16 protein-coding genes are annotated in these 18,937 nt (G+C 59.0%); 8 read left to right on the top strand and 8 right to left on the bottom strand.

Going from position 1 to position 18,937, the window contains the following annotated elements; all coding sequences use genetic code 11:
* Positions 1-289: 289 nt before the first annotated feature.
* The 3 genes from ABCR88_RS08470 to ABCR88_RS08460 all read left to right on the top strand — a co-directional run bounded on the left by ABCR88_RS08470 (position 290) and on the right by ABCR88_RS08460 (position 2,332).
* Positions 290-478 (top strand): hypothetical protein, encoded by a 189-nt coding sequence (locus ABCR88_RS08470; RefSeq protein ID WP_016962619.1) that lies wholly within the window; start codon positions 290-292, stop codon positions 476-478.
* Between the two features lie 199 nt (positions 479-677).
* Positions 678-1,397, top strand: coding sequence for a TorF family putative porin (locus ABCR88_RS08465; RefSeq protein WP_011059901.1), 720 nt, complete (start codon positions 678-680; stop codon positions 1,395-1,397).
* A gap of 65 nt (positions 1,398-1,462) precedes the next feature.
* The gene (locus tag ABCR88_RS08460) at positions 1,463-2,332 is read left to right on the top strand and encodes a DUF6279 family lipoprotein (RefSeq protein ID WP_350404417.1); all 870 of its coding nucleotides are present in this window, start codon (positions 1,463-1,465) and stop codon (positions 2,330-2,332) included.
* Positions 2,333-2,339: 7 nt separating this feature from the next.
* Here the strand turns inward: ABCR88_RS08460 and ABCR88_RS08455 are convergent, their stop codons facing one another.
* Positions 2,340-2,732, bottom strand: coding sequence for a transcriptional regulator (locus tag ABCR88_RS08455; protein ID WP_350404416.1), 393 nt, complete (start codon positions 2,730-2,732; stop codon positions 2,340-2,342).
* A gap of 197 nt (positions 2,733-2,929) precedes the next feature.
* Between ABCR88_RS08455 and ABCR88_RS08450 the strand changes: the two genes are divergently transcribed.
* Entirely contained in the window at positions 2,930-3,673 is a 744-nt protein-coding gene (locus ABCR88_RS08450; protein WP_041116596.1) for a thioredoxin family protein, read from the top strand.
* Between the two features lie 117 nt (positions 3,674-3,790).
* A complete protein-coding gene (locus ABCR88_RS08445) occupies positions 3,791-4,738 on the top strand; it encodes an AraC family transcriptional regulator (protein WP_325985676.1) in 948 nt (315 codons plus the stop codon).
* Positions 4,739-4,879: 141 nt separating this feature from the next.
* On the opposite strand, the gene ABCR88_RS08440 is transcribed toward ABCR88_RS08445, so the two are convergent.
* Positions 4,880-5,461, bottom strand: coding sequence for a hypothetical protein (locus tag ABCR88_RS08440; RefSeq protein WP_350404415.1), 582 nt, complete (start codon positions 5,459-5,461; stop codon positions 4,880-4,882).
* A gap of 449 nt (positions 5,462-5,910) precedes the next feature.
* Here ABCR88_RS08440 and ABCR88_RS08435 point away from each other — a divergent pair, with 449 nt between their 5' ends.
* Complete coding sequence (locus ABCR88_RS08435; RefSeq protein ID WP_171820742.1) at positions 5,911-6,183, top strand: hypothetical protein; 273 nt, start codon at positions 5,911-5,913, stop codon at positions 6,181-6,183.
* A gap of 278 nt (positions 6,184-6,461) precedes the next feature.
* Here the strand turns inward: ABCR88_RS08435 and ABCR88_RS08430 are convergent, their stop codons facing one another.
* Genes ABCR88_RS08430 through ABCR88_RS08415 form a run of 4 tightly spaced genes read right to left on the bottom strand, consistent with a single transcriptional unit; the run spans position 6,462 to position 9,086 of the window.
* Entirely contained in the window at positions 6,462-6,878 is a 417-nt protein-coding gene (locus tag ABCR88_RS08430; protein WP_350404414.1) for a hypothetical protein, read from the bottom strand.
* A complete protein-coding gene (locus ABCR88_RS08425) occupies positions 6,875-7,459 on the bottom strand; it encodes a hypothetical protein (protein WP_350404413.1) in 585 nt (194 codons plus the stop codon). The genes ABCR88_RS08430 and ABCR88_RS08425 overlap by 4 nt, the downstream gene beginning before the upstream one ends.
* Positions 7,460-7,504: 45 nt before the next feature.
* On the bottom strand, positions 7,505-8,254 hold the full coding sequence (locus ABCR88_RS08420) for a VENN motif pre-toxin domain-containing protein (protein ID WP_350404412.1): 750 nt from the start codon (positions 8,252-8,254) through the stop codon (positions 7,505-7,507).
* The gene (locus ABCR88_RS08415) at positions 8,232-9,086 is read right to left on the bottom strand and encodes a hypothetical protein (RefSeq protein WP_350404410.1); all 855 of its coding nucleotides are present in this window, start codon (positions 9,084-9,086) and stop codon (positions 8,232-8,234) included. The genes ABCR88_RS08420 and ABCR88_RS08415 overlap by 23 nt, the downstream gene beginning before the upstream one ends.
* A 48-nt stretch (positions 9,087-9,134) precedes the next feature.
* Here ABCR88_RS08415 and ABCR88_RS08410 point away from each other — a divergent pair, with 48 nt between their 5' ends.
* Together ABCR88_RS08410 and ABCR88_RS08405 are read left to right on the top strand one after the other, a co-directional pair.
* Positions 9,135-9,320 (top strand): hypothetical protein, encoded by a 186-nt coding sequence (locus ABCR88_RS08410; protein WP_350404409.1) that lies wholly within the window; start codon positions 9,135-9,137, stop codon positions 9,318-9,320.
* 93 nt (positions 9,321-9,413) lie between these two features.
* Positions 9,414-9,635, top strand: a complete 222-nt coding sequence (locus ABCR88_RS08405; RefSeq protein WP_350404408.1) for a SymE family type I addiction module toxin — start codon at positions 9,414-9,416, stop codon at positions 9,633-9,635.
* 35 nt (positions 9,636-9,670) lie between these two features.
* Here ABCR88_RS08405 and ABCR88_RS08400 read toward each other — a convergent pair whose 3' ends face one another.
* Positions 9,671-9,931: a hypothetical protein gene (locus ABCR88_RS08400; protein WP_350404407.1), complete on the bottom strand. Its 261-nt coding sequence runs from the start codon at positions 9,929-9,931 to the stop codon at positions 9,671-9,673.
* A 2-nt stretch (positions 9,932-9,933) separates the two neighbouring features.
* Positions 9,934-18,933 carry a hemagglutinin repeat-containing protein gene (locus ABCR88_RS08395; protein ID WP_350404406.1) on the bottom strand — a complete coding sequence of 3,000 codons (9,000 nt, stop codon included), beginning with the start codon at positions 18,931-18,933 and terminating at the stop codon, positions 9,934-9,936.
* Positions 18,934-18,937: the final 4 nt, after the last annotated feature.

The raw sequence follows: 18,937 nt of genomic DNA, 5'->3' as shown, positions 1-18,937 counted from the left end.
TTGACGCTCCTGAATCGCCGGCCACGAAATCCTTGATTTTTCTGGCGTTCCCGGCGCTCAACCGGCCGCTCGTCAGGCAAACAGCCGTGCATCGAGCCTGTGCGGAGCACAGCGAGAGGGCATTTTTTCGATGGGTCCTTAGTTAAAACAGCGACTTAGGAAAATATCCGAAAAATAAACTTAGGAAAAACAGCAGGAAGCGCCTTTCTGTTTCAGGGGATATTTACCAAGCAATTGTCAAGTATTTCTGATAAGATGCCTGGCCAAATTAATTTTCCCGAAAGGTTAAATGGCCGCCATGCGAGTAAAAGCCTCCAACAGCAAAGCAAAACCAGCTCCCGCCGTTGAAACCAGTGAATCGATCAACGAACAGATCGCAGCGTTCCTGAAATCGGGCGGCGAAATCCAGCAGATCGCCAAAGGCGTCAGCGGCCAGACTTTCGGCCCGTCCAAGCAGATCAGCCTGGGCAAGAAGTAACCCCCCCCCGCGCATTATCCTGGTCCCTTAGCGCTTTGCCCTCAAAGCGCTAGGACTGGCACCCTCTCTCCTCCCCACTACCAGCAAATCGACGAACGGCCTTCAGCCAATGGCATTCGCCGGTATCCTTTACCCCCTCTAGATCAATCGTTTCAGCCGCCTTTCAGGTTGTCGCTCCGCGCAGTTCAGGGAGTGCTGCATGCTCAAATCCTCGTTGCTCGCCTGCAGCCTGCTGTTGGCCTGCCCCATTGCCCATGGGCAAATCTTCCAGCGCGAGCTGGGGGATTTCGACCTCAAGCTGGGCACCAGCCCCAGCCGGAGCATGGCCCAGGGCCTGGTCAAGCCGTCCTCAAGCGGCTCGTTCCACGGCGGCCTCGACCTGAGCCACGACAGTGGCTGGTATGCCGGCCAGTGGGCCCCCAGCATGGGCCTGAGCCCCTCCAGCAAACTGGAGGTGGATTCCTACCTAGGCTTCAAGCAGCCCTTCGACCAGACCCTGGGCTACGAACTGGGAATGATCCACTACAACTACCCGCAGTTGCGGACCCAGGACAGCCAGGAATTCTACGGCGGCCTGACCCTGCTCGGCAGCCGCTTCGGCGCGGCCTTCAGCAATGACCCGGACAAACGCAACAGCACCCTGTTCGCTGACCTGGGCGGCAACGTACCGTTCGGCATTGGCGTCAGCGTCAAATACACCACCCATCAACTGAACAATGGCGTCTCGATCGCCGACGGCGGCTACGTGGCCGGCTTCAATGACTGGTCGATCAAGCTCTCGCGCCCCTGGCTGGGGATCGACCTGAACCTGATCTACAGTGACTCCAGCCTCAGCGGCAACGACTGCAGCGCCTACTCCGGGCATAACCCGCAATGCGACGGCCTGCTCACCTTCAAGGCCGAACGGGCGTTCTACTGAACGTCTGAACTGCGAGGCGCCTTCAGGGTTCAGATACAGCAACCCGCACTCGCAAGGACTCGAACATGGCGCGCCGCTGGCACCTCCTCATTCCGCTCCTGATCATCAGCCTGCTGCTGGGCGCCTGTAGCCGGGTCGGCCTGGCCTATCGCAACCTGGATGTGATCATTCCCTGGAACCTCAACGACTACCTGGACATGAACAGCGAGCAGAAGAGCTGGTTCAACCAGCGCCTGCAGCAGCACCTGAGCTGGCATTGCACCACCCAGCTCCCGGGTTACCTGGACTGGCTCGACCGCCTGCAACTGATGGTGCAGAACAACCAGGTCAGCGACCAGGGCTTGCAAGAGCGCACCCGGGAAGCCAAGCAAGCCATCGCCGAAACCGCCCAGCAGATCACCCCGTCCGCCGTGGAGCTGCTCCAGGGTCTGAACGACCAGCAAGTCAAAGAGATGAATTCCGCCTTCGCCAAGGACCTGCAGGAACACCAGGAGCAATACCTCAAGCCGCCGCTGGCGCAACAGATAGAGCAGCGCGGCCAACGCATGAGCAAGCGCCTGAACGCCTGGCTCGGCCCCTTGAGCCCGAGCCAACAGCAACGGGTGGAACAATGGTCCAGCAGCCTGGGCGAGCAGAACCAACAGTGGATCGCCAACCGAGCCCACTGGCAGGCGCAATTCAGCGCGGCCGTGGAGCAACGGCAAAACAGCGATTTCCCACAACGTATCGAGCAATTGCTGGTACACCGCGAGAGCTTATGGACGCCGGACTATCGCCAGGCCTACGCCCACACCGAACAGGCCGCACGCAGCCTGCTGGTGGACCTGATGGCACAAAGCACCCCGGCCCAGCGCCAGCGCCTGCTGAAGAAAATCGACGGAGTGCGCAAGGACTTCGCCGAGCTCAAATGCCTGCAGAACGCCCGCCAGGGCTAGGTGCAACCTATGCGATCTGGGCCTTGGAGGCCACCTGATCGAAGGTCGCCGGATACAGCGCATCGGCCTGCTCATCCAGCACCTGGCGCGGGTGATCATTGCCGGGGATGCTGCTGTCGATCAGGCACAGCAGGCTGGAACCACGGGGCGTGAGCACGAAGTTCTCGCCATTGCCGCCCTCCTCTTCCGACCGGCTTTCGATAAAGCCCCGGTCCAGCAGTAACTTTTCGTACTCGGTGGCGGTGACTTTCAGGTCATCCAGATTGCCGGTGGGCTCGCCTTCCGCCGCCTTGGCCGCCGCATGCTGCTCGGCATAGGGGCGAGGGGTAAAGCTGTGGCCGGCGCCGTTCTGCACTTCGTGCAGCAGTCGTTCGATCAGATCCCAGTTATAAGTCGTCATCCTGATTCAACCTCCAGACAAGAGAATGAAATGCCTTCACAAGTTGTGACCGGCAGGCCATTCAGCCGTTCAGGAAATCCACCCCAGGCCGCCGCCCCCTGATCGGAAAACCGCTGGGCGGTTTGTCGATCCACTCCAGCGCCAAACGACTAGCGTGTGTAAGACCCATCGCCCCCACTGCCTTGAGGAGAGATGTCATGTCCGTTACCGAGCATCCCGTGGTCTCCCGGGAACAATGGCTGCAAGCCCGTAAACAGCACCTGATCCACGAAAAGGCCTTTACCCGCCAGCGCGACCAGCTCAGCGCCGAACGCCGGGCGCTGCCCTGGGTAAAAATCGACAAGCCCTATCAGTTTCATGGCCCCGATGGCCCGCTGGGCCTGGCCGATCTGTTTGGCGACCACAGCCAACTGCTGGTCTACCACTTCATGTTTGCCAAAGGTTGGGAGGAAGGCTGCAAGGGCTGCTCGTTCGTCGCCGACCACTTCGATGGCGCCAACCAGCACCTGGCCCACCACGATGTAGCGCTGGTGGCCATCTCCCACGCCCCTTATGCCGAGTTCCAGGCCTTTCGCCAGCGCATGGGTTGGCATTTCGATTGGTATTCCAGCGCCGGCGACGACTTCAACCAGGACTTCGGCGTCAGCCTCAGCGTCGAGCAACTGGCCCAGGGCACTGCCAGCTACAACTACGAACAGGCCAGTGGCGATGAGCAGGAGTTGCCCGGGCTCAGCGTGTTCTACCGCAACCCGCAAGGTGAGATATTCCACACCTATTCCACCTATGCCCGCGGGCTGGACCTGTTGCTGGGGGCCTACAACTTCCTCGACCTGACGCCCAAGGGGCGCAACGAAGAGCAGATCATGGGCTGGGTCCGGCACCACGATCGCTACCAGGCAACGCCCCAGGGCAAAAGCAGCAGTTGCTGTTGTGACGATTGAGAACCTGTTCGCCGGCAGAACCTGCCGCAGGAACCAGCTTGCCGGCGAATCGCACTCACACACGGCACGAATCTGCGGCAGACTGTGACGACCCACCCAGCCAACTAAGCTGTAGACATGAGCGCCGCCTATCACAGCCTCCACGAATACACCCTGCGCATGAGCCGGGTGCTGGAGCATATCGACCAACACCTGGACCAACCCCTGGAGCTGGCGGACCTGGCGCGGGTCGCCCATTTCTCGCCCTACCACTTCCACCGCCTGTTCAGCGCCTGGGTCGGCGAGCCCCTGGGTGCCTACCTGCGCCGCCGACGCCTGGCCTGCGGCGCCTACCTCATGGCCAGCCGCCCCTCGGCCTCAGTGCTGGAAATTGCCCTGGAAGTCGGCTTCGGCTCCGGCGAGGCATTTTCCCGGGCCTTCAAACAGCACTTCTCGGTCTCCCCCAGCACCTGGCGCGATACCGAGCCCAAACGCTGGCACCGCCGCCTGGACGACATCCGCGAACGCCGCCTGCGTGAATTGCGCAATCCTGATCAGACCCACATCCCCGCCTTCGACGATCCTGACGCCTTCATTCACCTGAAGGAAACCGCGATGAAGGTCACCCTGCAGCAACTACCCGCCACCCGCGTGGCCTACCTGCGCTACATCGGCGCCTACGGCCCGGGCATTGGTGTTTTCTGGCGCGAAACCGCCGCGCCATGGATGCTCGAACATCAACTTTTCAACCGCGTGCGCTACGGCATCGGCCACGACGACCCGGACCTCACCCCCGCCGACAAATGCCGCTACGACGCCTGCGTGGAAGTGCCCGAAGACTTCAAGGCCGGCCCTCCCGCAGTGATCACCACCTTGCCCGGCGGCCTGTACGCCGTAGCGGCCTACCGCGGCCTTGGCCCGGACATCGGCGATGCCTGGATCGAACTGTGCCGCGACTGGCTGCCCAAGAGCGGCATGCAGTTCGACCCGCGCCCGGCCTTCGAACGCTACCCGGCGGATGCCTTCTACGACGTCAAGACCGGGGAGCTGGAGTGTGAGATCTGCATTCCGGTGAAAAAGCTATAACCCAAAAAGCACGTTGATCCCCCTGTAGGAGCAAGCTCGCTCGCGAAAAACGCCAACGATAACGCGCCGCTACTGAAAAAACGCGACGCCCTGGCGCTCATCGCGAGCAAGCTCGCTCCTACAATCCCTCCACACACTCACTCAACGAGAAGGAATGGCCGTGATATCGCGAACGATGAACCTCGGCAGAGCACGAATGTAGAAGTTCTCCACATCCGAGTTACCGCTGTTGGTGATCGCCCCCAACATGGTCTTCATATTGCGCAACTGGCCCATGGCCCCGGCAGGCTGCAAACCATTGCGCTCCTGAGCGAAATGCAACACCTCGGCGCCGTCGCGCTTGACCTGCACCTTGTAGGCAAAGTCGACACTGGCAAGGATCGTATTGTCATCGACGACCATCGACACCAGCCCGCCCTGGGAATCACTGAGGCGGCGCTTGTACACCGCATCTACATCCAGCAGGTAGTCGGCACTGTCCTTGGTGGCGGCGTAGCGATTGGCATTGCCCAACTGCCGGATCAACTCCATGCCCAGTTGCTGACGCAACTTGTCCTCGGGCAGAAAGCGCTCACTCTCGCCGACCAGTTGCAGTTTGAAAGTGTCGATCCAGTAAGTCGCGGTGGCGGGAATCTGCACCGGTTTGGGCGAGATGTAATAGTCCGGGGTTGAAGCACAACCGGCGAGCAGAACGAGGGTGAAGAGCAGAGACAATAGACGCATGGCGGATCTTCCTTGAGAAGGTTTTCAACAACGCACCGCCACCTGAAAACCAAGTGTGGCATGGCGATAAGCGTCGGCATTGTAAGCCAGGAAAATCGCGGCGGACCGGCTCGAAAAGATACTCTCGGCAAATTAGGAATTGCCTTACGGCAGAAGCAGACAATCCAGTAGGAATGGGGCTTTAAGGACAGGGAGAGCGCTGGATATAGTCGAGGGGTCGTTGAAAGGACGACCGGGTTTGGCGACCTGATTTACAGAGGGAATGCAAAAGATCCAGCTTGCAGGTATTTTGCGTCCGCACACGCAGTTCTATGACGGCTGTGCGCGGGAGATCTCAGGATCTGCCAACTTTACCTCTGTGGTCGGTTCGCCAACCTGCGTACAGCCGTCACCCTCTTGTTTGGCGACAACGGGTGTAGGCATTCAGCCAGTCAAACAGAGGTCTACACATAAACAGATACATGCCGATTACCGGCCACGACTGCAACACTCCCTCCCTGCTGATCGATACCCAAGCCCCCATTGACGTCCTGCACGATGCAGCGGCTTACCGCATTCGCGCCGTGACTCAACTGCTGGAGAACTTCGCGATTTCTGATGACGCGCCCAAGGGCGCAGTGGTGCTTCAGGAACTGTCGCTGGTGTGCAGCATTTTGCTGCGTGATGGGTGTGATTTGATGGATGTGGCAGGGCGACGGATGCAAGGGCAGCTATCCGCATAAGCAGACAGGGGCATTATTAATCCACCTCCTTTAGCCAACCGCTGCGGGCGCTCTGCCAGAGACGCCCGCACTTTCAACTCCGGTCTTCCGCATTCGTGGCAGCCTTACCTCGATTTCTCTTAAGTTCCTTATCAGCACAGATCCCTAACAAATCACCAACAATCTCAGCTTTAATTCAGCATCAATATCGCCGCCGCATGCACACATCAACATTTTCAAAAAGCCACTTACAACATCACTCTTCTTCATTAGCTCGCGCACGCTGCCCCTCCTAAGGGCTAGTCGACAACATCAACATCAAATCCGTCACTATCGCCTTTCTCAAAGCCAAACTTTCTACTCCCATCGGCTTGAAAAACAATAAACCTATCATTAACCACATCAGCCTTATGAAGGTAATCACCGACGGCAACTTCTGTTCCAAAGTTCTCAGCAAGATATTTCGCAAACCCAGCCAGAACCTCATCAACAACTTCAAAATAGCAATAGAATATAACCAACGTCCTATAACCTACATCATTATATTCCAGCCTAATTCCGATAGACTCTTCCCGCTCGCCCTCCGACAACTCCCAAAAAGCATCGGCACTTAAAACACTCAAATCCGACAACTCAAAAAAAAACGTAACCGCAGCCGAAACTTCTCTTAAATGGAGTTCTTTTCTGATCGACATTTCAAACATTGAAATATTCATTTTCTGCTACTGAACAAGTCTATTAGTTTTTGACGAGAGGCTTCACTCAATCCAGGGTTGCCACCCTTCAACATCCCTTCAAATGCTTTTAGCGCTCCACCTTGAAGGCCACCATTTTTAACCATATCTGTGTAGATTCCAAATTCCGCTTGCGACAACTGCACAAGTCCAGGCCCCGTCCTCGGAAAAATAGTTGAGCTTCCAGGGTGTGTCCCATAGACCCTTCCTGAAGAAGTCAAAATATCCCCACCACTCAGAAGAGTAGCTTTTCCAGAGTTGATCTCCGCAATATCGACTCTCAAATCAATTCCACCTATCGCAACCGTTTTGGGAGTATTTCTATCTCCAGCACCAAATCTTGTGGAGCCGGTTATCGTATCCACACTATGAGACTTAGAAACGCTCACAGGAGTTTCAGGAGTAAAAAAACCATTATTTTTTGGGAGCTTACTATTTCCGCCTACTGCTCTACCAAAAGCGGTAATCATAGCAAATCTTACAAGCTCTTCCTTTGAAGCGCCATTATTAAGTAAGTTCGTGACACCATTGATATCTACTGGCGCGAGAACCGAGCTAATCACACCATCTTTAGTCGATAGCTCACGAATTTTTTCGTCGCTTAACCCTTACTTTTTCCATTCAGCAATCTGCTCGCTGCTTTTTATTATAGCCAGATACGGATTACTGATAGTACCAATAGGAGTCCAATCATTCCCCGTGAGCCTATAGATATCCCCAATAAATCCGCCCCAATCGGAATTTAATTGCCCTTCTTTAGCTCCTTCCATCATAGCGCGTGCATAATCGCTAACAAGAATACCAAACTCATCCGAAGTTAAGTTTTCTGCTTGATACAGCGCAACTAGTTTCTCTCCTGCCTCCTTTTCCTGATTTCGATATTCGTTACGAGTATTGCGCTCACAGTCGCCATTACCACCACAGGCAACAAACTGCTTCTGCAACTCATCCATACTTCCGATGCCAGAGGCTTTAAGCTTTTCATAAAGAGCCAAGCTGGCTTTATTCAATCTCTCAACGCCGTACTTATTGGCCAGCAAGTTATTCTCTACAGCATTCCTGCCAGCCCCAGCACCCGCAATTGCACCCGCGCTATCACCTTTCGCAATTCCCCCTGCAAGCCCGGCAGCCAACGTTGCTAGCGCTGACACCGTCTGTTTTTGCTCTTCGCTGAGGGTGTTTGTATCGCTGGTGCCATACAGCTGCTGGGTGATCAATCGAGCAGCCAGCTCACCTCCGGCTGCTCCCGCTGCGCCTGCAATCGCCGAGTTGCCTTGGGCCTGAGCAACAGCAGCGCCCAGCACCGCGTGGGCCATGGTGTTGAGCGCAGCGTTGTCACCCGTGGTTTTCTTGATCAACTGCGCCAGATACGGTGCCGAGGCGCCAGCCAGAGCAGAGCCGATATCCCCACCGGCCAAGCCTTGCAGGGCGGCGGTGACGGCCTGGGCTACTCGCTGGTAATCCCCCCCCCGTACCGTACTTGCCCATAACTTGCTTGTAGGCGTCAGTGGCAATTAGCTGCTTCTGGTAGTTCTCAACTTCCTCTTTGCTGGCATTTTTCCCAGGTCGATGGATTCCTAGTTTCTCCAGCTCATCGCTCGCGTCTTTATCCGCCTTAAGCTGCCCTTCGGTCCGAACAATGTCCGTCACCTGAGTGCCAATCTCGCCAATCAGCTGCACCTCTCGCAGGCGCTTCTGCTCCTTCTCCTTGTCGAAGATCGGGCCGATGCTGCCGTTGGCGTGTTCGACGTCGCGGCTGAGGGTGGCAACGTCCTGCTTCTGCTGGCCTGGATCACGAATGTCCAAGGTGCCGTTGGAGATTGCCGATGAGGTGGTGCCGCTGGCGCTGCCGCCGTGGTTGTAGGCGATCAACATGCCGCTGGGCATGTTGCTGGTGAAGCCATCGGCACCGCCGTTGCCACTGCTGACGCTGGCGCTCTGCATCTGGCTTTTGTATTCGGCCTCGTTCTTGAGATCGCACCAGCCCAGGGTGCCGGTGCTCAGGCGGTTTTTGTCAGCTTCTGCGGTGCTGGCGATAACGCTGCCATCCAGTTGGGTGTGCTTGCCCACTTCAACCTGATAGCCGCCCTTGCCGGCGAACAAGCCGGTTTGTTCCTGCACGCTCTGGTACTTGGAGTCGATCTTGCTCTGGCTGACCGCTGATTCACCGCTACGAGGCAGGGACAGCACAGCCCACCTAGAAGCCTAATCAGAAGGACTCTGGTGCCGTGCGTCAGCTTGGATGAGTTGGTGTTTGCCGAAGGGGAACGAGGGCCGTCCGACGATTTGCGCTTACGTTTCGAGGCCGTCAGCAACATGCCCGAACAAGAGAAGTCGGTAATCAAGGCCCTGCTCGATGGGATGATTCTCAAGTATCAGGCGTCGCGGATCATGGGCGGCGATACGCCGCAAACCAGCAACTGACCGAGTAATACAGAAGGGATACAAAAGCGCGGGCCGAGGGTGCGACAACACCTCCGGCCCGCTAACCACAAACAGCTAATGGAGAGCTGAATCATGGCTAAGGCCGATCATAGGGCAGCCCTGCCCAAAACTGAACGTTTCGCCACCATCGCCGCCGACGTTTATCCGCCGTTGGGTGATTCCGAGTATCCCCAGCACAGACTTGTTCCATGGCTTCGATTGCGTGGGCACTGGTTGCAACAGGCGGGGTTTGAGGTCAATCAGAAGATTAGAATTGAGGTCAGCAAGAATAGGTTGGTGATTACAGCGGAGTGAACCATAGAAATCTCCCCGGCTAGCCGGGGAGATTCTCATTCCTTTTCTTCAAGATAAGGCCAATATTCTGGTCCTTCATCCTTTTTTATCCAAATCCGACCGCATACAGGGCAAGTAATAACATCTTTGCCAGCTGCATCTATACGACCAAAAAACTCATCAAAAGGAATTTTTCCTTTATCAGCCTGCTCCGCCAAGTCATACAGCAGCTTATTTGAAACAAGAGTGAACTCATCTGAAGTAGGAGAGCTAACTAAGCTAATGACATGGGAGCATCTACATAGAAATTTAGACACTTTTACCTCCCTAAAAGGCTATTAATAGCTTGCCTATCTAACTGAATAGTTTTTTCTCCCTGAGAGAAAATCACTTGTTTCAGAGGAATTGGTTCCCCCCCTTTATTTTTCCCAAAAGCTGCAGCAGCAGACTTATACATATCTACTTTGCTAAAACTCTCAGGAACGACCACCACCACCGAATTTGCCTGTCCCTGAACAACTTTCTTCTCAATCTCTCGAGAAATAGTCTTAGGGTTCAAATTATTTGGCGCATAAACATCAACCTTCCCAAACCCTTGAACGTTGAATTCAGCAGTAGGCAAGCCAGATATGCCTTTTTTGCTTGCCTCCAAGGGTACATGGACGTCATAGCCAAGATTTTGAATAGCTTTCAGTCCTTGTTGCTCCGAAGCACTCAGACTCTCAAATGTCTTTCCGTTCTCGAAGGAAACACTTCCTTTTCGGGGAACTACAGAAGTACCAGTTCCTTTTGCAGCACCAGCACTTCCAGCTTTTGCCAGCACCCCCACCATGCTGCCAAGCGTAGCCAGTAAACTCGCATCCTCTAAAACTTGCAACCCAGCGCGGACCCAGTTTCCATTAGCCAAATTGACTGCCCGGGTAGCCTCCCCGATTGCCTGACCTATACCTACGCTGTCGCCCGCATACGTCACCGTCGTGACGGCCATATGGGTAGCAACATTGCGTTCACAAGCAGCGTTCCCTTTACATAGAGGCAGCACTTTCTCTGTGTAAACTGCCTGTACGAACTCTTCCCAGCCCGCCTGAGCCTCTTTTGTCTCCAGCCCGCCCTGCCGGTAAGAAGTTTCTTTCCAAGTTTCGTAAGTTTTCAGACAAGCTTGCAAACCACCGGCATCACCACAGGATGCTTTGAGTTCATTGCCAAACTCAGCTACTTGGTCCTTACCCAATTGATGGCCAAAAACATTGACCCCTGTTCCTAAATGATTATTTTCCGCAGCATTCTTCCCTGCACCCGCACCCGCAATTGCACCCGCGCTATCACCTTTCGCAATTCCCCCTGCAAGCCCGGCAGCCAACGTTGCTAGCGCTGACACCGTCTGTTTTTGCTCTTCGCTGAGGGTGTTTGTATCGCTGGTGCCATACAGCTGCTGAGTGATCAATCGAGCAGCCAGCTCTCCACCTGCGGCTCCCGCTGCGCCTGCAATCGCCGAGTTACCTTGTGCCTGGGCAACAGCTGCGCCCAGCACCGCGTGGGCCATGGTGTTGAGCGCAGCATTGTCACCCGTGGTTTTCTTGATCAACTGCGCCAGGTACGGCGCCGAGGCGCCAGCCAGAGCAGAGCCGATATCTCCACCGGCCAATCCTTGCAGGGCGGCGGTGACGGCCTGGGCTACTCGCTGGTAATCACCACCCGTACCGTACTTGCCCATAACTTGCTTGTAGGCGTCAGTGGCAATCAGCTGCTTCTGATAGTTCTCAACCTCCTCTTTGCTGGCATTTTTTCCAGGCCGACGAATACCCTTCTTCTCTTCAAGTTCCTTGCTCGCCTCTTGATCGGCCTTCAACTGCCCCTCGGTCCGAACAATATCCGTCACCTGAGTGCCAATCTCGCCAATCAGCTGCACCTCCCGCAGGCGCTTCTGTTCCTTCTCTTTATCGAATATTGGGCTGATGCTGCCGTTGGCGTGTTCGACGTCGCGGCTGAGGGTGGCAACGTCCTGCTTTTGCTGGCCTGGATCACGAATGTCCAAGGTGCCGTTGGAGATTGCCGATGAGGTGGTGCCGCTGGCGCTGCCGCCGTGGTTGTAGGCGATCAACATGCCGCTGGGCATGTTGCTGGTGAAGCCGTCAGCACCGCCGTTACCGCTGCTGACGCTGGCGCTCTGCATCTGGCTTTTGTATTCGGCCTCGTTCTTGAGATCGCTCCAGCCCAGGGTGCCGGTGCTCAGGCGGTTTTTGTCGGCTTCTGCGGTACTGGCGATGACGCTGCCATCCAGTTGGGTGTGCTTGCCTACTTCAACCTGATAGCCACCCTTACCGGCGAACAAGCCGGTTTGTTCCTGCACACTCTGATACTTGGAGTCGATCTTGCTCTGGCTGACGCTGACCGAAGCGCTGCCCGTCATCGTGCCGAACGTGAAGCTGGCACCGCCGCTGACATTGCTCTGCTTGGACTTGTAGTCGTCGGTGTCCTGCAGGCTTTGCAGCGTGAGATCACGCCCGACCTTGGCCGTGATCTTGTCCGCATTGACCTGCGCGCCTTTGAGCGTGGCGTCCCGCCCACTGATCAGGCTCGCTTGGTTACCGGCGTCCAGGGTGGTCTCGGTCCAGGTGGTGCCTGTGCCTTTTTCCTTGCCCACGCCTTTGTTGCCGTTGGCGAAGATACTCAGGCCTGCGCCGTTGGGGCCAACGCCCAAACTGACGCCAATGGCACCACCGCTGCTGCTGTTCTTGCCATCGAGCTTTTGCCGGTTGGCTGCGGCCTCAAGCTGGATGTCACGCTCAGCGGCAAGCAGTACGTTATTGCCTGCCTTGAGTTGGCTGCCTTGCACGCGGATGTCGCCATCCGTCGCAGCGGTGCCACTGCCGGCCGCCACGATGGAGAGGTTGTTGCCGCTGGTCAGGCTACTGCCCTGACTGACCACCTGTTCCTGAGTCTGCTTGGAACTGGACTGTTGCGAGCCCAGGGAAATGCTGATGCCGACGAACTGGCCGATGTTATCGCCGTTCATCCCGCCGCCCTGTTGGGCCGCTTGCCAGGCCTGGACACCGGTCAGGCCGGCCTTGATGCCTTGCAGGGCAGAGAGGCGGCTATCGTCCTCCTCCTTGGCCTGCTTGGTGGTCTGGTACGCGGCGTCGACGGCACTGCCGACGGTTCCAGACAAGGCCAAGGTCAGGCCGCTGGTCTTGGTTTTGGAGGTTTGCTCGCTCTTGTTGTGATTTTCCGCCGCGAGGATGTTGACGTTCTGTCCGACGAGGCTGATGTCCTTGCCGGCAATGACGTCGGAGCCTTTCAGAGTCAGGTCCTTGCCGGCCTGGATATCGACGTTGCCGAGCACACTGCCAATGGTGCTGGCCTTGGCGTTTTCGGTGGTGCTGGAAGATGTGTTCTTCGCACTGGTGGAGCCCAGGGTGAAACCAATCCCGCCACTGCTCAACAGGCCGGACTTTTTCTTCGATGTCGAATGGCTTTCTTCGCTGGTTTCGGTAGCGCTGTCGATCTCGACATTACGTCCCGCGACCAGGCTGATGGAGTGGGTGGAGACAATATCGCTGGCGGTTGCGCCAATATCTTGGCCGGCCCGTATGACCACCGTATCGCCACTGACGGAGGAGCCCTGTTGGGTGGTGGAGCTGCTGCTGTCGATCCGTGTTTTCTGGCTGCTGGACAGCCCGGAGCTGCTGGTCTTGGTCTTGCGGTAATAGCTGTAGTCACTGTTTTGCGCGGCGCTGAGATTCACGTCACCGCCCGCATAGAGATACGCCTCATCCCCCGCCGTCACCCGGCTGGCCGTCAGTTGAAGATCCTCACCGGCCTTGAGCGCGACATTGCCGCCCGCCACCAAGGTGGTAGCTACCTGCTGAACATGATCCTCCTGCCCCTTGAAGCTCTTGGTCTGGCTGAACCAGTGCTGCTCATTCGCAGCAGAAGCCAATGTCAGGTTTTCTTTGGCCGACATCGATACATCACGCTTGGCCTCAATCTGGCTGGCAATCGCCGTGATATCGCGACCAGCACTGATGGACAGATCGCGGCCCGCCTCCAGAGTCGAACCATGCTGAGTGACGTTCTGGTCACGGTAGTTGGCGTTCAACTGGTTGCCGACCACCTGCTCCACAGCCGTCAGGCTGACATCGCGGCCAGCGGTGATGCGGGTATCTGCGGCGCTCTTTAGGACTCCGGCGCTGTTATTGAAATCGCGTCCCGCATTGATGGTGAGATTATTCGCGGCCTCAACCCGTGCAGCACTGTCGACAAAATCCCGCTGCTGCGCGAACGAATCCTTATTGCTTTGGTGCGAGGTCAAAGTGCGCTCGTTAACCACATCCCCATCAGTTGCCGTCAAGGCCACATCGCGCCCTGCGACAACACCACCGGCCTTGTTCAGCAGATCCTTGCCCGCCGTCAGATTCAGGCCCTTGCCCGCCTCCACCAACCCACTATTGACCAGGTTCTCCCCCGCCACCGCCGACAGATCATTGGCCGCGCGCAGGGTGCCGACGTTGTTCAAGTCCTTGCCGGCAATCAGGCTCACGTCCTTGCCGGCGATCAGGGCGCCGTTGGGCGCCAGGCGGTTGTTGGCCTGGGCCAGGTACAGCACTGGCACCAGCACCTGTTCGCCGTTCACTTCATGGCTTTCCAGCCAGACGATGTCGTGGGTCAGGGCGGCGACTTGTTCGCCGGTCAGGGTCACGCCCACCGACAGGTCAAGCTGTTGCTTGCTCTGGAGGGCGTTGTCCATCAGGTGCTTGAAAAGCTTTTCGTTGCTGTCCTGGCCGTCGATAAAGCGCTGGCCGGTGCGGGCCACCATGGCTTGCTGGATGAGTTTCTGTTCGTAGAAACCGTCCCCAAGGCGTTTGGCGCTTTCGTCCGGGTTGTAGCCGAGGTTGGACAGCAGGTAGTCCGAGCTCATGAACTGCTTGAGGTTGGTCAGCGCCGGGTTGGTTTCGATCAGGTACTTGTGCGGCCGGGACAGGCTCGCGGCGTCCGGCAGGCCGGCGATCTGCGCAGGCGTCGGGGCCTGGGCCAAAGTGCTGCCCTGGCCGCTGAGGCGGAACAGGCCGTTGCCGCCGGTGGGCAGGGTGAAGCCCGGCAGCTCCAGGGGGTTGACCTGTTGCTGGGCCAGTTCCGGGGGCAGTTGCGGGTTGATCCGGATCGGCGTCGAGTAGCCGTTGCCAACGCCGGTGTCGGTCAGGGTCTTGCCGGCGCCGACGTACTCGTAGAAGGAGCGGATCACGCTGTTGTCGAGGGTCTGGTCAGCCTTGAGGTTGACCTTGCCACCGGCCTGGATGGTGGCGGCGAAGGATTGGTCGCCGTCCACCACCTTGCTGCTGGAGGACAGCATCACCCCGGTCCAGCCGATAAAGGCGCTGAGGTCGGAGGCGAAGCTGCTCGAAGGCGTCGGGTTGTTGCGGGCGTTGAACGCGGCGGCTAGGGCTGCGGCGGTGCCGGTTTCGTTGACGAAGCTCCAGTAGCGCCGCAGGGTGGTGATTTCCTGGGGTTGCAGGCCCTGGTTGTGGACGGTCTCGGCCTTGATGTTGAGGTCGCCGGCCGCGGTGATCAGGCTGCTGGTGTTGGTCAGTACCTGGGTGTCGATCTGCAGGTCGGCGCCGCTGTTGAGGCTGGCGGCGGCGCTGCTGTTGGTCACCCGCAGACGGTCGGTCTCGGCCACTTCCCACAAGCCGTTGATGCGGCCACCGCCGCGGTCGTCGCAGCCGGCGACGGGAATCAGGGTGCAGGACAGGCGGGTGATGCTGGCGGCACTCTTTTCGTGCTCGGTGTACTGCAGCACGTCCATGACGTTGTTGAGGGTGCTGGCGGCGATGGTCAGCTTGCCCACGCTTTCGATATCCCCGGAGCGGTTGTCCAGCAGGTCGGCCCTGGCTTGCTGGTCGTCCTTGGCGATCAGCGCGGTGCCCAGGCTGTACACCTGGGCATAGCGGTTGGTGAAACTGTTGGTCAGCAACTGCATATTGCCGCCACTGGAGATCAGGCCATGGTCGTTGACCAGGGTGGCGGCGTTGAGGCTCAGGTCTTCGCCGCTGCCCAGGGTGCCGAGGTTGTGGATGCTGGCGGCATTGAGCAGCAGCTTCTGGCTGGCCGTGATACGCCCGGCGCTGTTCAGCGCACCGTCGATCGTCAGGGTGCCGTTGGCGCCACCGGCGATGCTGGCGCTGTCCGCCAGGTCCAGTTGGGCGGCATGCAGGTCCAGTTGTCCAATGCTGCTCAGGCGCCCCTTGCCGCTGTAGTTGCCGTTCAGGTCGAGGTTGAGCGTGGCGTCACTGCCAATCAGGCCGTCGTTGCTCCAGTGGCTGCCGCTGCCGGTCAGGCCGGTGCCCGCCAGGAGCTGGCCATCGGCGGTCTGGGTCAGGTGGTCGACCTTGACCAGCAACTGATCGGCCTGGATTGCACTGCTGTTGGTCCAGCGCTCGGCCTCCAGGGTCAGTTGGCCGGCGGTCTTCAGGCGGCCGCCGACGTCTTCGAGGTTGGCCATGGAGATGCCGAACACCCCGCTGCCGCTGTGCAGCAGGCTGCCGCCGCGGTTGTTGAAGCCGCCGGCGTCGAAGGCCAGGTCGTGGTTGGCGGTTTCCAGGAAGCCGTCGCGGTTGTCGAAAGTGCCGCCGATATCGAAGCGGGTCTTGCTCGCCAGGCCCAGGGCCCGTAGTTGCCCGCGCTGGTTGTCCAGGCTGGCGGCGGTGGTGGCCAGGGTGCTGCGGCTTTCGATCAGGCCCTGACGGTTGTCCAGGGCGCCAGCCAGTTCCAGCTCGATCTGCCGGGCGCTGATCTGGCCAGCACTGTTGTCCAGGTCCTTGGCGCTGATATGCAGCGCCTGCTGGGCGAAGAGCGCGCCGTCGCGGTTGTCGAGGCGGCCATCGGCGGCGGTTTCCAGGGTGGCGCCGCCGCTGAGGGCCGAGACCTTGCCCGCGCGGTTGTCGAGGTGGCCCGCCTTGAGCGTCAGGTCGCCCTGCTGGGCAATGATCTGCCCGCCCTGGTTGCCGACAGCGGAGGCAACTTCAAGGCCCAGGCGGGTCTTGGCCTGCAGCAGGCCCTTGGCGCTGTCCAGACGCTCGGCATTGAGTTGCAGGTCGGCTTCGCGGCTGAGGATCTCGCCGCCATCGCTGTTCTGCACTTCGCCACTGGCGCTGATCAACACTGAATCATTGGCCGCGACCCGGCCCTTCTGCCGGTTGTCCAAGTGTTCGGTGAACAGCCGCAGCCACTGCTGGCTGGAGAGCTCACCGCCCTGGTTTTCAACCGCCGTGCTGCGCTTGAGCAGCAAAGGGCCCGCGGCGGACAGGGTGCCCTGGTTGTTGATCAAGTGTCCCAGCAGTTCGAGGGTGACGCCCTGCTTGCCGGTGAAGGTGCCGTGGCTGTTGTCCAGGTCGCTGCCGATGAACTCCAGGTCGCCGGCGGCGTTGACGGTGCCGCCCTGGTTGCCCAGGGTCATGGCCCGCAGGGTCAGGGTCGCGGCGCTGTCGATGGAGCCGCCCTGGCTGTTGTCCAGCCGCTCGCTGAGTTTGAGGCTCTGTGCACCCGCGCTGGAGATCACGCCCTTGAGGCTGTTGTTGAGGCTGGCGGCCTTGACGTCCAGGGCCTGCTGGCTGACCAGGCCACCGCCCTGGCTGTTGTTCAAGGCGTCGCTGAGGGTGATGTCGACACCGCCCTTGAGACTGGAGACGGTGCCCTTATTGCTATTGTTCAAGCCCGTGCCATTGAGGGTCAGGCCCTGCCAGCCCGACAGCAGCCCGCCCTGGTTGTCCAGTTCAGCGCTGCCGGTGATGGTCAGGGTCTGTTGCGCCAGTACCACGCCGGTGAGGTTGTCCATGCCGGCCAGTACCAGGGTGCTGCTGCCCTGGCTCGACAGCTCGCCACCGCTGTTGCCCAGGTGGCCCAGGGTGGCATTGAGGGACTGCTGGCTCTTGATCAGGCCGCCCTGGCCGTTGCGCACTTGCTCGGCATCGAGTTGCAGGCGCTCGGCGCTCAGCAGCTTGCCCTGACGGCTGTTATCCAGAGTCCCAGCGCTGACCGTTACCTGGCGCTGCCCACTCAGGGTGCCGCTCTGGTTGTTCAGGGTCTGCTTGGTCGTGACCGTCAGATCACGGCCGGCCACCACGCTCTTGCCAGTGTTGTTCAGGTTTTGCGCCGTCAGCGTGACATCGCCGTTTACGTTACGGCTGTTGTCGGCATTGACCCCGGCTTCGATGATGCCGTGGTTGTTCAGTTGCCCGCCGCTGCCCAGGTTGATGCTGTTGGCCGCCGCCAGGGTGCTGTGGTTGTTCAGGTCGTCTTGGGTTTGCACCTTGAGCTCGGTGCCGGCGTAGACCGCGCCCTGGGCCTCCAGGCTTTGCGCCTTGATCGCCACCGCGCCCTTCTCGGCAGTGGCCTCCGCCATGCGCAACTGGCCATTGGCATCCAGCTGAATATCACCGCCACTGGCGATCAGTTTGCCGTCGAGCTTCACCCCGACGCCGGCTTCAGTGCCCACCAATTTGATCGCCCCGGCGTACATGCCGCCCAGGGCTGATGAGTCGATGGCCAGTTGCGGTGCATCCGCCGGGTTGGCGGTGCGGGCCGTGGCGTTCAAGGTCTTGGCGTCGACGTCGTTGGCCCCGGCGATCACCGCCAGGTGCCTGGCCTGAATCTCGGCGTTGATCTTGGCGCTGCGGGTGATGATTTCGAACTGGTCGATATTGCTCGCGTTGAGGCCCGCGCCTTCGATGGCGACGCTGCCCTGGTCCACCTGGTAACGCTGGACCTGGCCGTTCTCGATCACCGGCTTGCCGGTGGTCAGGGTGGCTTTCGGGGTGTTGATAAAGCCGCAGCCGTTGCAGCTCAGGCCGTAGGGGTTGGCGACGATGACATGGGCCGCTTGCCCGGCCACTTCGGTGTAGCCCTTGAGCTGGCTGGGGCTACCGCCGTTGACCTCGTTGAGGATCACATTGGCCGCGCGGCCGCCCAGGTTGGAGTTGCCGAGGATGATTCCGCCGAGCTGGGTTTCCTGGGTACGGCCAGTGGCGTTGTTAAGGATCACGCCCTGCTGGCCGACGTTGTAGTCGCTGAACTTGTTGTGCGACAGGCCGCTGCCATTGGGCGTGGCAATGTTGACGATGGGCACGCCATTGCCCGCCTGGCCGAGGCTGGTGCCGCTGCCATTGACCACGATGCCGTCGGCCATCGCCACCACGGGCTGCCAGAACATCATGTTGGCCAGGATGAACGCCAGACCGCGTTTGGACAGCCCCCAGAACGTATCCCGCGCTTGCAGGGTGGCGGAAGGCTGGCGGGCCAGAAAGGCGAACTGACGAGCGTCCATGTCG

The organism is Pseudomonas sp. W17, assembly GCF_040268305.1.
Taxonomy (GTDB): Bacteria; Pseudomonadota; Gammaproteobacteria; order Pseudomonadales; family Pseudomonadaceae; genus Aquipseudomonas; species Aquipseudomonas protegens.
This window is presented reverse-complemented; position numbering and strand designations above follow the sequence as displayed.